We start from the raw sequence: 14,776 nt of genomic DNA on the forward strand, positions 1-14,776 counted from the left end.
ATCCAATCGGATCATTGTAGATCAGATAGTCCAGTTCTGACCGCTGATACATATTATCGGCAACCTCATTCTCCACGGCGATGGTATCAATGGCAATCATGCTGCCATCTAAAAATTTCAGTTCCACACAAGCGGTATCCATGTTAAACTCACAAGAAATCAATCTATCCATAAGAAACCTCCATTTTGCGGGATGTTAGATCATCCCAAAATATTTGAATGCTTCTCGGATTGCTTTCTCTTTTTCCGGCGGACACATGGGCTGTCTGGAATCCTCGGACTTCGGCAAATTGTAATTCTTGCCAACTTCAATCCCACATTTCCTCTTAATCTGTGAGATATAAAGATTGGATACCTTTAACCCGCTATGCTCCAGCACATAGTCTTTGATCTGGGTGTAGGTTGCCCCATCCTGAAATTCGGACATATCCATATCTTCCAAAGAGAACTCAACCCGAATCTTTTTCGAGTCGACCTCACCCTTGGAAAGCAAGACAACCGTCTCCACATGGTAAGTCTGGGGGAAGAGATCCACTGGCCATGCGCTCTTTGCCTGATATCCATACTTCTTAAACACTTTCAAATCGCGTGCAAGGGTATCTGGTCCGCAGGAGACATAGACAACTCGCTTTGCCTTTACAGATGCAACTGCACGGATAAACTCTTCTGTGCTTCCAGATCTTGGCGGGTCCATCAGCACTACATCGACTCCATCCCCTGCTTCTGCCATCTGCGTCATAAACTTTGTGGCATCATTGCAGTAAAAACGAATATTTTTGATGTTGTTGCATTTTGCGTTCTGGACAGCATCGCGCACTGCATCTGGATTCAACTCCACACCGATTACCTGACCAGCATGAGCGGATGCGGTAATTCCGATTGTTCCGATTCCACAGTAGGCATCCAGAACCGTCTCTTTTCCGGTAAGACCAGCCAGCTCAATCGCCTTATTGTAGAGATATTCTGTCTGGACCGGATTTACCTGATAGAAGGACTTCGGGGAGATGCGGAAACGGAAGCCGCAAAGCTCATCTTCTATATATCCCTTTCCATACAACACATGCTCACGGTCGCCAAGCACCATGCTTGTTCCTCGGTCATTGATGTTCTGGACGATCGTTGTGATCTCCGGATGCTTCTGTCTCAATGCCTTGACAAAATTATTTTTAGATGGGAATACTGGAGATGCCGTCACGAGAACCACAAGGATTTCTCCTGTTGTAAATCCACGGCGGATCAACACATGGCGCAAAAGACCATAGCCCGTATCCTCGTCATAAGTGCGGATTTTGAATGACTTGAGCATTCCGCGAATCGTCCCAATGATCTCATCTGCCTTCTGGTCCTCAATCAGACAACTCTCCACCGGAACAAGATTGTGTGTGCCCTCCTCATAAACACCGGATACCGGCTCGCCTTTGCGGTGACCGAATACTGCATGAACTTTGTTACGATAGTGGAACGGATTTTCCATCCCATGAATCGGATGCACGCCACAGAATTTTCCTAAAAGTTTTTGCATCTGTGCCTGCTTTAATTTCAGCTGTTCCTCATACGGCATATCCAGATATTGACAACCGCCACAACGCGCAGAAACCGGACAGAGACTCTTTTTCTTTAATTTTTTTGTGTTCTTCTCTTTATTCTTTTCTCTATCCTTTTCTTTATCCTTCGCTTTATCTCTACCAATCTCTTTTAAGATTTTTGAAGGCTTATCAGATTGATAGCCCCGATAACGCTCTGATTCTTTTGATCCCCTTGATCCCTTTGATTCCTTTGATTCTTTTAATTCTTTTGATGCCTTTAATGGTTTTGACGCTTTTAATGATTTTGATTCCTTCAATACCCTTCGTTCCGATTTATCACCAAACGATTTTCCATTACGCACTGGTTTGGAAGATCTCGCATCCGTATCCATGCGCTTTTTCTTATTTTTCTCTGTCTCTCTCATGAATAATTCTATCTTCTTTCTATTCTCTATCTTGCCACCCAAACAAAAACAGCGCAGAAAATACTAAAATACTTGAATTTTGACGCTTCTCCCGTATAATTACTCTGTGAGTAAAACGCCACATAAACTCTGTTACAAAAATTACATTTCTTTATGAAAGGAGCTTTTATGAATCAAAATTTCAATATTTCCCATACACCAACTATACCAAACTCCGCTTCTTCCTCTGATCCATCCTATTTCATTGATCCGACCTGTTATCACGGTCGCCCTGAAGATGAAAGTTTACGTCTTACAAAAGAGAGCCGCACTTATGACCTTCTTGACGAGCTCCATATTCCCTATATCCGTGTGGATCACAGTGCCATGCCGACAATCGAAGCCTGTCATGATGTAGACAAACTTCTCGATATTGACATTTGCAAAAATCTCTTTCTGTGCAATGCGCAGAAAACTGCATTTTACCTGTTAATGATGCCCGGCGAAAAGAAGTTCAAGACCTCCAAACTCTCCAAACAAATCGGCAGTGCCCGCCTCTCTTTTGGCAAACCGGACGATATGGAACGACTTCTCGATCTGACTCCCGGTTCTGTGAGCGTGCTTGGACTGATGAATGACCCGGAAAATCGCGTACAGCTCCTGATTGATCGCGATGTCATCGATCACCATGCATTTATCGGCTGTCATCCATGCATCAACACCTCAAGCCTGAAAATCAGCACACGCGATATTTTGGATCATTTTCTTCCTGCTGTCCACCATGAACCCATTATCGTGGAACTTCCGTGGGAAGAGTAAATATAATCCTATAATACAAATACAATGACAACCTTTTCACGCATCCCCCGTCTGATCGTGTCGGTTGACGGGAGATGCACTATCGGCGCTTATGCATTCTTCTTCAACGGTCTTGTCACCTGGTGCAGCCACTCTAACTCGTCTCCACTCAGATACGGAGAAATCTTCTCATACACTGTCTGGTGATACTCATTCAAAAATCCAAGATCCTCATCCGTCATCATCGAAACTTCCACCGGCTCAAGATCAATCGGAACCCAGGTCAGATACTCAAATCCCAAGAACTGACCAAAATCTGTCTTATTCTTTTTCAGGCAATACATCAGATTCTCGGTGCGAATTCCGTGTTTTCCTTCGATATAAAGTCCCGGTTCATCGGAACATACCATTCCCGGCATAAACGGAACGACTTCCGGACGGCGACCCGCTGCCACTCTCGAGCGAATTCCAACCGGTCTCTCATGCACATTCAGCAGATAACCAACTCCATGTCCCGTTCCATGATTAAAGTCAAGCCCCTCTTTCCAGAACGGCTCCCGCGCCACATAGTCGATCGTCATTCCGCTTGCCCCCTGAATAAACGTCGTGTGAGCAAGGCGAAGCATGCTGATCAGCACAAGCGTATAATGCTTTTTTGCCTCCTCCGTCACCGGTCCAAGTGCAACGGTTCTCGTGATGTCAGTCGTTCCCTCTAAATACTGACCGCCCGAATCAACAAGGTACAGACCCTCTGGATGCAGATCGACACAGGTCTCAGGGAGTGCATGGTAATGGCACATTGCGGCATTTGCCCCATACGCGGAAATCGTCGTAAAGCTCAGATCCAGTGCCCCCTGCTCTTTTCGCAGTTCTTCGAGATAATCGGAAACACTGTACTCCGTCATCGGAATCTTTCCCACATTTTTCTTGAGCCAATAAATAAACTTCGTCATTGCTACGCCATCAAGAATATGCGCTTTCTTCATATTCTCGATTTCCGTCGGATTCTTCACTGCTTTTGCCATCACAGTCGGATTCATCTGGTCAATCACCTTGTTCGTGTCATCGAGTCCGTTCAAAATCGCATCGTTTGCCTTCGCCTTCTCTAACAGAACGCGCGCATAGTGAATCTGACGAACATACTCATAAATTGCATCATACGGCTGAGTCTTAACACCCTGAGCACTCAAATACTCTCTTACTTCATCCGACACTGCCTTTGCATCAATAAACAAAATCAGATCCGTCTTTGTCACTGCCAGATAAGACAGCGCTACCGGATTGCATGGAATATCATTTCCACGAATATTTAAAAGCCACGCAATATCATCCAGCGTTGTCAGGATATGGGTATCTGCTCCTGCCCGCTCCATCTGTGCACGAAGATCAGCAATCTTCTCCTTTGCCGACTTGCCCGCATATTTCTCATCGAGCACCCAGATCGGCTCTGAGGAAAGTTCCGGGCGATCTTCCCAGATCTCTCCGACAAGATCATATCCACTCTCGACGCTCACCCGATTTGCTCCGAGCAGATCTCTGAGTCGCTCGCCCATCATGCTGTTGATCACACGACCGTCAAATCCGAGCACTCCGCCCTCTGGCAAATGCTGTTGCAGATACGTTTCCACAGTCGGAACTCCCGGCTCGCCCATCTTCATGAGTTCTACTCCAGATCCTGCAAGCTCTGCGGATGCCTGAACAAAATATCTTCCATCTGTCCAGAGTCCGACCCAGTCTTTTGTAATGACTGCCTGTCCAGCCGAACCGGTAAACCCGGTGATATATTTTCTGCACGCAAAATACTCTCCCACATACTCAGATTCATGGAAATCCGATGTCGGAACGAGGTATGCATCCATCTGATGTTCCGCCATCTTCTCCCGAAGTCTCTGAATTCTCTCTGTTACCGTTTCCATTGTATTCTTCTTAGCCTTCTTTCCTTCTGTTCTGTTAAATACCAATCAAAGACCATATTTTTTCAGCTCTACGGCTGAATCAGATTCAATTTCACACAGGCATTCCAGACTCCATCTTTTCCGATCTCATCCGTCACATAGTCCGCCGTTTGTTTCAGGATCTCAATCGCATTTCCCATTGCCACACCGATTCCTGCCGTCTGGATGATCTCATAATCATTCATGCTGTCTCCAAATGCCACCGTATTTTCAAGCGGAATGTCATAATACGCACAAAGACGCTTAAGACCTTCCGCTTTTGAGGACTGCTTCTCCACGATATCCGCACCCTCACGGCTTGAAAACATCGGCAGTTTCACCTCCGGAAATGCCACTTCCACCTCATGACAGCCTGCCTCTCCTCCGATATAAGTCAGCGTTTTCACCGGAATCTCAAGAAGTTTCCACGGGTCTTGGAAATTTCTCTCCGTCACGCCCCATCTCTTGATATCATGATGCTCCACAAACTTCGGATTGACATAATAGTCCTCCGTTCCACTGCTCATTCCGATCGAGAACTCTTTTCCCTCTGCAAAGCGCAACATCCGCTCCACCAGAGCATGATCCATCAGATGTTCATAAATCAGTGTGTCCCCGACCGTAATCTTCGTTCCGTTCAGATGAATCACTGCATCCGGCTCCACCATTTCTTTCAGCCCTGCGCTGAAAGGACTGTCCAGATCTCGTCCAGTCGCAACCACAATATAATAATGCTCACGCAAAAGCTCCACGGCTTTCTTTGCACTCTCCGGAATCTTGTAATCTGCATGATCCAGAAGCGTCATATCCATGTCAAAACTGACAATTCCTTTCTTTTTGTCCTTCATAGTCTCCTTCATTCGTTTTTTCGCATCCTTTACTTACTCATTTACTTACTCAATAAACATCGTTATTTTATTCTTTTCGCTACGCGTAAAAATGTCCAATCAGAATTCCTTACTCTCAGAATTCTTTTTCTGTCTTACACACGTCTTTTATCATAGCAAATTAGCAATCATTCCGCAAGCAGATGGACTGGCATTTTCAGAAAAGACAAACAAAATAAGAAAAAGAAAAGGCATTGAGCAACTCGTCTCAAAAACCTTTTCTCAAAAAATACTTTTCAAATTTTTCTTTTCATGATATACTACTAATGTTGTTAAAACGTCGGGGTATGGCGTAGCTTGGTAGCGCGCTCGGCTGGGGGCCGAGAGGTCGCAAGTTCAAATCTTGTTGCCCCGACTTTTCTTTTTTTAATCTTTCCATATCCAAATCTAAACCCTATTGATATTATTTTCATACCATTTTCATTTGCATTTTGCAATCCCAGGCATCCAAAGTGCTCCATTCTGATCAGGTGTGAGAACAACCGGCTCTGTCATCATGCGCCCTTCTAAGTCCAGACAATACCATTTTCCATCCACGGTGATCTGTCCCGTCCGCATACTCCCATCTTCTCCTAAATAATACCAATGATTCTTGTAGCGATACCAAGTGTCTGTTACCATATGTCCAGCACCATCAAACCAGTACCAGACTCCATTGTCACAGTACCAATCATTGCGGACATATCGCCCTCTTCCATCCCGGTAATAAAAGCGCCATCCTCCATCCTCTTTTTTCCACCCCACCGGAATATGCTCTAAATACCAGGTCTTCATAAATTCTTCCGGATTCCGATACACATTCTTGATCCCACTCGTACTGCTCCCCCAGTCCGGCAACTGAAAATGCGGTTTATCCACGATCGTCTTCCAATTTCCACCCCATTCCAAGCCTAAAGAGACTCCAATCGCCCCAACGCGCTCAAAAAATTTCCCACTCTCATTATACGCCCCATGACCGTCATCGCGATAAACGTCAAATGCAGTTCCCCATTGATGGTAAGAGCTGTAATTTTTTCCCGGTGCGTTTGTCACAATCTTCCCCGGCTTTGTACGCCCCTGTGCATACAGAGCATCCTGCTCCGCCACAGTCCGAAATGTCTCTCCAATTTTAATTTTAAGATTCTGTCTATTCGCCGATTCCACCAGCTGAACTGCCAATTTCTGAAGGCGTGGATGACATAGAGTGATATCTCTCATCGCGCGTTCCCCCTATTTTCTTTATTCTATTTTCTTTGTTTTCTTTTTCTCTGTAATGTTATTTATATTCAAATAAATACGCAAACGCAATTCACCATGTATTCGCATTCATTTTTTATTTTTTTGACATTTTTCGTTGTATTTTGCAATAAAAAACGTATCTTCTTAATATAGGGGTAGATATACAAACCCCAGTTTACGCAGGGAGGTATGTATCATCATTATGAAAAAATGCAACCACATTAAAAAATTAGGCGTTATCCTCTTATCCGGACTTATGCTCTCCGCACAGACGACACCTGTCCTTCATCCATTCACGATCGTGGCGGAAGCACACTCCGGAAGAACTGACTCGAGCGGTGGACACCATGACTATCAAAACAAAAGTGGACTTGGAAGTTACCACTACCACCACGGCATGCCCGCTCATCTTCATCCAAACGGTGTTTGCCCTTACAGCTCCTCCTCATCCAAATCCTCGTCTTCCTCTTCATCCAGTTCCAAGAGTACTTCGTCCCAGACATCAAAGACGACGATCACCACAGAACTGATGAATTCCTATCAGGCTGTTTTTGACGCAGATTATTACTACAACGCCAACCCGGATCTCCAGTCTGCTATCGGTCGCAATAGTTTGAAGCTGTTTGAGCATTTCTACACAAATGGAATGGCAGAGGGAAGAAAGGGATGCGAGTCCTTTGACGTGAACGTCTACAAGGAAAATAATGAGGATCTCAAAAATGCCTACGGAGATAATCTCAAATCCTACTACGAGCACTATGTGACCACCGGTTGTAACGAAAATCGTGTGCACCAATAACGCGTGCATCAATAAGCATACATAAATAAAACATGTACCCATCCTTCATCGCCGTCGCAACGATGATCCTTGGTTCATCATCTAAAAACTGCAATCACACAATCACATTTAAACAAAAATGGAAATCGAACAGGGGGATGAAACTCCCCCTCCGTTTTCCGATTTCCCTTTTTTCGTTTTGTTTTTCCATTTTTGTCCCTTTTTCTTGTGCGTATGATACATGAGTATCTCTATTTTTTGCCATTTTATTAGCTATTTTGCCATTTATAAAAAAAAGTGAAATTTCCACTTGCTTTTTTGCAACAAACACGATAGAATATAGGAGTTCGCTGATGACAAGTCACTCACAGAAACGAGTCAAGCGACACAACATAATATCGATCATGGCCTCATGGTCAAGCGGTTAAGACGACGCCCTCTCACGGCGTAAACTCGGGTTCGATTCCCGATGAGGTCATACAGAATAAAAACTCCGGTGTGATATTTCACATCGGAGTTTTTTCGATCAAAATCGCAGAGCGCTGTGCCACACCTAATTCAAATTCCAGTCAACGCTCGCGCAGACTTGGCGCGTGATTCCGGTCCGCTCTGCTTACATCTTCCCATCAGAATCATTGCACTTCTTCGTTTCATTGCAGTTGGTGCATAACAAGCGCCACTGGCACTTTGCACCCACTCCAAGTTATCATACCTGATAGCCTCAGAAATGAAAACTTCAGACATGATAATTCATGCTTCCGGAACTTTTCGAAGTTCACGAAGAATCTTGCAAAAACGCTCTGGAACTTCATTTACTTTCATATCTCGCGGAACTGCGATCGTTCCTGCCTTCTTTGCCGTCTCATAATACCAGCATTTGTACTCCACCATCTCCATCGTGTGCTCAAGCTCCTCCATCTGTTCTCTAAGCTCCTCCCGTTGGTGGCGAAACATCTCAAGGCGCATTTCAATCGTGTCATCCCCCTGCAAAGCCATCTCGATATACTGACGAATATCCTTGATCGACATTTCTGCCTTCTTCATACAACCAATGACTTGAAGCCACTCAAAATCAGACTCCTTGAACATCCGAATTCCCCCAGCCGAGCGTTCCACAAACGGCAACAGTCCCTCTTTGTCATAGTATCGCAGAGTCGAAGCCGTCACTCCCAGCAATTTCGCTGTTTCTCCCACTGTGTAAATCATATCCCAATCCCTCCAACATTTTTTCAATCTGAATCGTTCCTATTTTCTCATTTTCTGATTTGCTTATTTTCTAATTTGCTTACTCTTAGACTCTTGTATCTCCTACTTTCTTGCTCTTCTTACTCCTATTACTCTTATTGCGAAAAATTCTCCCTCAAGTCCGCACAAAATCCCGTCAAAAATCGCAGTAAACTCTTGACTTAAAGTGTACTTCAAGTTGTACAGTATAGCTAAGCTTTAATGCAAGCATATCGTTAAATGCCTTCCATGTCAAGTTTCTAAAGGTTGCTACAAGTTTCTAACACTAAACGAATGAACACTTCCGCGCTTCATCTAAACACAGCGCAAGGACAATGAATGCAACACTAAGACAGCATACATAATCGCATGACCGCGCAGGGCATTTTCCAAAAATGACACCAAAAACTTTTCTATAATAAGGAGGAAATCACTATGATTTTTGACGAGACTTACACTCTGGCAAATGGCATAAAAATCCCGAAACTCGGACTTGGCACCTGGTTCATCGAGGATGGCAAGGCAAGCGATGCCGTCAAATCCGCAGTAAAACTCGGTTATCGCCTCATCGATACCGCACAGGCTTACGGCAATGAGCGCGGTGTCGGAGAGGGCGTGCGCAGTTGTGGCATTGCGCGTGAGGAACTCTTTGTTGCCAGCAAGGTTGCTGCCGAATTAAAGACCTATGAGGAGGCTTCCAAGTCCATCGATGAAACTTTAGAGAAAATGGGGCTTGACTATCTCGATCAGATGATCATTCACTCCCCACAGCCTTGGACGGAGTTCCGCGTGGAGAAGCGCTACTTTGAGGAGAACAAGGAAGTGTGGCGCGCACTTGAGGATGCCCAGAAAGCCGGAAAGATCCGTGTCATCGGTGTCTCCAACTTCCTGAAAGATGATCTGGAAAACCTGCTCTCTGATTGTCATGTAAAGCCGATGGTAAACCAGATTCTGCTTCATATCAGCAACACCGATCTTGCGCTCGTTGATTATTGCAAGTCCCAGAACATTTTAGTGGAAGCATACTCTCCGATCGCTCACGGCGAGGCGCTCAAGAACCCGGCAATCACAGAAATGGCCAAAAAGTACCATGTCACTCCTGCTCAGCTCTGCATCCGCTACGTCATCCAGCTTGGCACCGTGGCACTTCCAAAGACTGCAAACCCGGATCACATGGCAGACAATGCCAACGTCGATTTCGTGATCTCCGACGCAGATATGGAGACTCTGATGCACATGGAGCATATCGCAGATTACGGTGATTTCAACATTTTCCCGGTATTCAGCGGAAAACCGCTGGCATAAATTTTTCTCTTTATTCCCTTTTGGAAACATTTACTCTTATGTTTTTATTCCAGAGGACAAAATAAAATCTTCTACAAAATTTTATGAAACAAAAGTATAAGAAAGACGGGAGAGCTCAAAACGAACTCTCCCGCTAATTTTTTAACCTCTGATCAATTTCTGGTTAATTTGTAAGCGAAAAATCTTATTTATTTTCTGATAACTTATTAGAAAGCTCCTGACAGAGTCTTCCAACCGGAAGTCCCACCACATTGTTGTAATCTCCGCAAATTCCCTTTACATGCATCGCAAAGCGTCCCTGAATTCCATAAGCTCCGGCTTTGTCCATCGGCTCTCCGGTCGCAATATAAGCGCGAATCTGCTCCTCCGTCATCGGATAAACCTCCACATCCGTCTTCTCCGCAAATGTACAGGTCTTTCCTGTCTCGCAAGAAACCATCGTCACTCCCGTGTAGACCTGATGTTTCCGTCCACTGAGCATGCTGAGCATCTCAAATGCCTCGCGCTCATCGTGAGGTTTTCCGAGAATTTTTCCATCCGCCGACACAACCGTGTCTGCCCCGATGACAATCACCTGCTCTCCTTCATGGCGCTTCGCAATATCTCCGGCTTTCTGTGCTGACAGCTCCATCACCGCATCCGCCGGAACTGTCGTCGTGATCACTTCCTCGACATGGCTCGGTTCAATTTCCGGCTCAATTCCAACCTGATGCAGAAGCTCTCTGCGCCTCGGGGACGCAGATGCAAGAATTACTTTTTTCATTTCCAGTGTTTCTCCTGTTTCCTGTTATTCGTCTCGTCTGTCTCTTGTATCGCCCATTTTCGATCCAGGTTTCTATTTCGATTCCGATCTGTGTTTCGATTCAAAATTCTTTCTAAGTTTCCCCGGATTCTCCTACTCTTCTGCATCCAGAATGTAATCGGTTGTCTGGTATACATAGAAGTTCAGCCAGTTTGCATAGAGCGTGTTGGAGAGATTTCTCCATGTCAAAACCGGAACGCTGAACGGATCGTTGTTCTCATAATAATTGCACGGAAGTTCCGGATTCAGTCCCTTTTTCAGATCACGGTGATACTCATTGTTCAATGTCATGCGGTCATACTCCGGATGTCCCTGAACAAAGATCTGACTTCCATCCCGATTAAGCACCAGAAAAACGCCTGCCTCATCCGACTCTGCGACAATCTGAAGTTCCGGATGTTTCTCAATATCCTCACGGCGCACCTCGGTGTAGCGGGAATGCGGTGCCATCACATAGTCATCCATACTGCGCACAAGCGGAACCTTGCGGTCAAGAATTCGGTGACGATAAATTCCGGAGAGCTTGGATTTTCTCATATATTTCGGAATTCCATAATGATAGTACAGACCAGCCTGTGCTCCCCAGCAGATATGCAGGGTGGAATGAACATGAGTCTTTGACCACTCCATGATCGTCTTGAGTTCTTCCCAATAATTGACTTCCTCAAACTCCATATTCTCAACCGGAGCACCGGTGATAATCAGACCATCGAATTTCTTTCTCTTAACTTCATCAAAGGTGACATAGAATTTATTTAAATGGCTTGCAGACGTATGCGTCGACACATGAGAGGACATCATCAAAAAGGTGCAGTCCACCTGAAGCGGCGTATTGGAGAGCGCACGAAGAAGCTGAGTCTCCGTATCCTCCTTCAACGGCATCAAATTCAGGATCAAAATCTGAAGCGGACGAATATCCTGGCTTAAGGCACGGTCTTCATCCATCACAAAGATATTCTCCGACTCAAGAATAGCACGCGCCGGAAGTTCATTCTGTACTTTAATTGGCATAATTTTCTCCCCCAATCGATTAATCTCGATGCAAAATCTCAACAAAAATCTTCATGTTCTTATTTACATGAACTTTTTACTCAATTACCTATATTTACCTATTATTTATCAATAAAAATGCCTCTTCTCGCAAATATACGCTTTGTAGTATATCACAAGAAGAGGCAATAGTCGAGATGCCATCTCGGAAATAAGTTTTTTGAGAAACAAGTTTTACTAAAAATAAAGGTTCATAACCTCATTCCAACCAGTCAACTTCTGAATCAGTATTGTACATAATCTGTGACCTCATCCGAGATCATTCCCTTTTCTGCCTTTAATTTCTCATTTGCCGTCTCCACATCCATCTTTGAGAGAACAAACATAATCAGAACATCAAAAATCAGAGGAAGCCACAGGTACATAAACTGCATCATATCAAGCGCTGACTGGGGCTGTACAGAATTGGTTCCAACGTAACCACTGAATTCCAACAGCCATCCAACCACAGCCGTTCCAATTCCTCCACCCAGTTTTACGCCAAGCGAAGTACAGGAATACATCGTTCCATCGACCCGCTTTCCCTGTGTCAGATAAGTATACTCTGAGCAGGATGCAATCACTGCATTCATATCTCCCTGCCACGGTCCCTGACCAAGCGCCGCAAGCGCAGTAAATGCCATCATAAGAGAAATGCTTCCCATATATCCCGCTACCACAACAAACGCTCTTCCAATGACTGCCAGGATATATCCTCTTAAGTTCAGCTTATACATTCCCTTCCATTTTCCGACAAGGGTTGGCGTGAAAATCAGTGCAACGATCAGCGGAATATTTACCGCCCACGCAAACTGACCAAACAAATTTTTATTTTTTAAGACCCAAGTCATATAATAAATGCCGGCTCCGATCATCGCACCGTACAACTGCTGTAAAATGTAAGTGCCACAGATCATCAGATAATATTTATTTTTTATGAGCAGGTGAAACGCCTGAACAAGTCCATATTCCTCTTTCTCCGTCTTCTCCTCGCCTTCATTCAGCTCATCCTCCGGAAGCTCCTTCACAGAAAGACCGGAGATCGTGTTCACAATCAGTCCCACCACTGCATAAATAATTGCCACCGTTCTCCATGCACCTGCATCCCCGCCAAGGCGATCAACAAACCCAACCGTAATCGACTGGATCAGAAGACTCGTAGAAAATGCAAAAATAAACCGGTATGAGCCCATCTGAACGCGTTCCTTGCTGTTTTTCGTGACAAGCGAGGTCAGCGCCGAGTAAGCAATGTTATTCGCCGTATAGAAAACACCGTTCAACAACGTATAGGCGATAAAAAACCACGCATACTTTGCGGAATTGCCAAGATTCATCGGCACTGCAAACACGGCGATCAGTGTCACGGCGCAACCGATATATCCATAAATCATCCACGGACGCGCCTTTCCAAGTCTGGTATGCGTCTTATCAATCATCGAGCCAAAAAAGATATCCGTAAATCCGTCAAAAATCTTTGAGACAGCAATCAGCGTCCCCACAATTCCCGCGGTCAATCCAACCGTATCCGTCAGATAGACCATGACAAAAGACGTGAGAAATGCATACACCACATTTCCCGCAATATCCCCTGAACCGTAACCAACCTTGTTGTACCACTTTAAATATTTCTTTTCTTCCATACCGGGTATCCCTCTCCTTTACGCAATCCCCCATTTTCAGTTCCCCGCCAAGAGATGAAAATCCAAATAAAAATATGTATTTTTTTCTATTCATTTCGTCCCTCAACAGTCCCTATCATACGTTTTTCTTTAGCATTTGTCGATGAATGAAGTTACACAGAATATGCACAAAATCATACTGTTAAAAAAGAGCATAAAAATCCCCTCTTTGCCGTTTAACAGGTATCTATCATACTGTGAACCTGCCCTTTTATCCGACAAAGAGGGGACTTGCTCATTCTTCCGTCTCCATCATTCTCTTTCGATACTGCTGAGGTGAATATCCTTTTCTTTTATGGAAAATACGACTGAAATACAGAGGATTGTTATACCCGACAATTCGTGAGATCTCATTGACTGAGTAGGTCGTGGTCTCTAACAAGATCTGGGCATTCGTAATGCGAATGGAAGTGAGAAACTGCATTGGAGTCTCCCCGGTATATTTCTTAAAATTGTGGATAAACCAGCTGACACTCATCCCCTTCGAGGATGCATACTCCTCAATATTGATGTCCAGATTGTAATTCGTGCTAAAATAAGAGACCGTCAGCTCCATCTCTCGATCCATATATTCGTTTTTCAGAACGTGTTCTCGTGTAAGTTCTCGGTTAAATACAATCAGCAGGTGACGCAGAAGAAGCATCAGCATCTCCTCATAATCACTCTGACATTTTTGCAGTTCGCTGATGATTCTCTTGAAAATGCGCTCATATTCCAGCGATGTTCCAACCGAAAACACTCTCTGCTTGTCCGCAAACCCATATTTTCTGAGTATATTTTTCACATCACTTCCCGTAAAATGAATCCAGAATACTTCCGTCTTATCCTTCCCGTAATATTCATATTTTTGAAGTTCTTTCGGCCGAAACAGCACAACATTTCCAGCCGGCACAATCGTCTCATTCTCCGGCGTATCAAAATGAAAATATGCCTTTCCCGACGCAATATAGATGATCTGATAATCCAACCGTCCTCTCGGACGATAAGTCGGCATTTTCGGATACGAAGACAGGCGGTAATTTCCACAACTGCCCACAATCAGTGGCTGACGTTTGTCCTTAAAGTCCTTGTGTGACTGATTCAGATATCCGGTATTGATATACATCTGTCCTTCCCCCTGTCATCCCGTATGCTCTTCTAAAAAGTATTCCAAACTGCATTTGAACTGCATTATAAACTGCATTATAAACCA

14 protein-coding genes and 2 tRNA genes are annotated in these 14,776 nt (G+C 44.5%); 5 read left to right on the top strand and 11 right to left on the bottom strand.

Annotation, left to right across the window (positions count from 1 at the left end; genetic code table 11):
* The coding region (locus AC4EVX_RS02685; RefSeq protein ID WP_474100763.1) for a DUF6061 family protein at positions 1 to 172 on the bottom strand (172 nt) is incomplete at its 3' end.
* 24 nt (positions 173 to 196) lie between these two features.
* Positions 197 to 1,951 (bottom strand): 23S rRNA (uracil(1939)-C(5))-methyltransferase RlmD, encoded by a 1,755-nt coding sequence (gene rlmD, locus AC4EVX_RS02690; protein ID WP_490159519.1) that lies wholly within the window; start codon positions 1,949 to 1,951, stop codon positions 197 to 199.
* A gap of 168 nt (positions 1,952 to 2,119) precedes the next feature.
* On the opposite strand from rlmD, the gene AC4EVX_RS02695 reads away from it, so the two are divergent.
* Positions 2,120 to 2,749 carry a YbaK/EbsC family protein gene (locus AC4EVX_RS02695; protein ID WP_177978866.1) on the top strand — a complete coding sequence of 210 codons (630 nt, stop codon included), beginning with the start codon at positions 2,120 to 2,122 and terminating at the stop codon, positions 2,747 to 2,749.
* Positions 2,750 to 2,838: 89 nt separating this feature from the next.
* Here the strand turns inward: AC4EVX_RS02695 and AC4EVX_RS02700 are convergent, their stop codons facing one another.
* Positions 2,839 to 4,644 (bottom strand): aminopeptidase P family protein, encoded by a 1,806-nt coding sequence (locus tag AC4EVX_RS02700; protein WP_490159520.1) that lies wholly within the window; start codon positions 4,642 to 4,644, stop codon positions 2,839 to 2,841.
* Positions 4,645 to 4,712: 68 nt separating this feature from the next.
* Complete coding sequence (locus AC4EVX_RS02705) at positions 4,713 to 5,522, bottom strand: HAD-IIB family hydrolase (RefSeq protein ID WP_490159521.1); 810 nt, start codon at positions 5,520 to 5,522, stop codon at positions 4,713 to 4,715.
* Between the two features lie 308 nt (positions 5,523 to 5,830).
* Here AC4EVX_RS02705 and AC4EVX_RS02710 point away from each other — a divergent pair.
* Positions 5,831 to 5,904, top strand: a tRNA-Pro gene (locus AC4EVX_RS02710).
* Positions 5,905 to 5,969: 65 nt separating this feature from the next.
* Here AC4EVX_RS02710 and AC4EVX_RS02715 read toward each other — a convergent pair.
* A complete protein-coding gene (locus AC4EVX_RS02715) occupies positions 5,970 to 6,746 on the bottom strand; it encodes a M15 family metallopeptidase (protein WP_177978872.1) in 777 nt (258 codons plus the stop codon).
* A gap of 223 nt (positions 6,747 to 6,969) precedes the next feature.
* Between AC4EVX_RS02715 and AC4EVX_RS02720 the strand changes: the two genes are divergently transcribed.
* Both AC4EVX_RS02720 and AC4EVX_RS02725 read left to right on the top strand, forming a co-directional pair.
* Positions 6,970 to 7,566 carry a YHYH domain-containing protein gene (locus AC4EVX_RS02720; protein WP_177978874.1) on the top strand — a complete coding sequence of 199 codons (597 nt, stop codon included), beginning with the start codon at positions 6,970 to 6,972 and terminating at the stop codon, positions 7,564 to 7,566.
* Between the two features lie 385 nt (positions 7,567 to 7,951).
* Positions 7,952 to 8,023 (top strand) — tRNA-Glu (locus tag AC4EVX_RS02725).
* Between the two features lie 80 nt (positions 8,024 to 8,103).
* On the opposite strand, the gene AC4EVX_RS02730 is transcribed toward AC4EVX_RS02725, so the two are convergent.
* Both AC4EVX_RS02730 and AC4EVX_RS02735 read right to left on the bottom strand, forming a co-directional pair.
* A complete protein-coding gene (locus tag AC4EVX_RS02730; protein WP_490159522.1) occupies positions 8,104 to 8,289 on the bottom strand; it encodes a hypothetical protein in 186 nt (61 codons plus the stop codon).
* 6 nt (positions 8,290 to 8,295) lie between these two features.
* Positions 8,296 to 8,751, bottom strand: coding sequence for a MerR family transcriptional regulator (locus tag AC4EVX_RS02735; protein WP_177978876.1), 456 nt, complete (start codon positions 8,749 to 8,751; stop codon positions 8,296 to 8,298).
* Between the two features lie 453 nt (positions 8,752 to 9,204).
* Between AC4EVX_RS02735 and AC4EVX_RS02740 the strand changes: the two genes are divergently transcribed.
* A complete protein-coding gene (locus AC4EVX_RS02740) occupies positions 9,205 to 10,074 on the top strand; it encodes an aldo/keto reductase (protein ID WP_490159523.1) in 870 nt (289 codons plus the stop codon).
* 184 nt (positions 10,075 to 10,258) lie between these two features.
* On the opposite strand, the gene AC4EVX_RS02745 is transcribed toward AC4EVX_RS02740, so the two are convergent.
* From AC4EVX_RS02745 to AC4EVX_RS02760, 4 genes are all read right to left on the bottom strand, one after another.
* Positions 10,259 to 10,837: a Maf family protein gene (locus tag AC4EVX_RS02745; RefSeq protein WP_177978878.1), complete on the bottom strand. Its 579-nt coding sequence runs from the start codon at positions 10,835 to 10,837 to the stop codon at positions 10,259 to 10,261.
* 132 nt (positions 10,838 to 10,969) lie between these two features.
* Positions 10,970 to 11,887, bottom strand: coding sequence for a homoserine O-acetyltransferase MetA (gene metA, locus AC4EVX_RS02750; protein ID WP_177978880.1), 918 nt, complete (start codon positions 11,885 to 11,887; stop codon positions 10,970 to 10,972).
* 263 nt (positions 11,888 to 12,150) lie between these two features.
* Entirely contained in the window at positions 12,151 to 13,545 is a 1,395-nt protein-coding gene (locus AC4EVX_RS02755) for a glycoside-pentoside-hexuronide (GPH):cation symporter (RefSeq protein ID WP_177978882.1), read from the bottom strand.
* A 274-nt stretch (positions 13,546 to 13,819) separates the two neighbouring features.
* A complete protein-coding gene (locus AC4EVX_RS02760) occupies positions 13,820 to 14,689 on the bottom strand; it encodes a helix-turn-helix domain-containing protein (protein WP_177978884.1) in 870 nt (289 codons plus the stop codon).
* Positions 14,690 to 14,776 lie beyond the last annotated feature (87 nt).

It is taken from the genome of Brotaphodocola sp. (genome assembly GCF_983179755.1).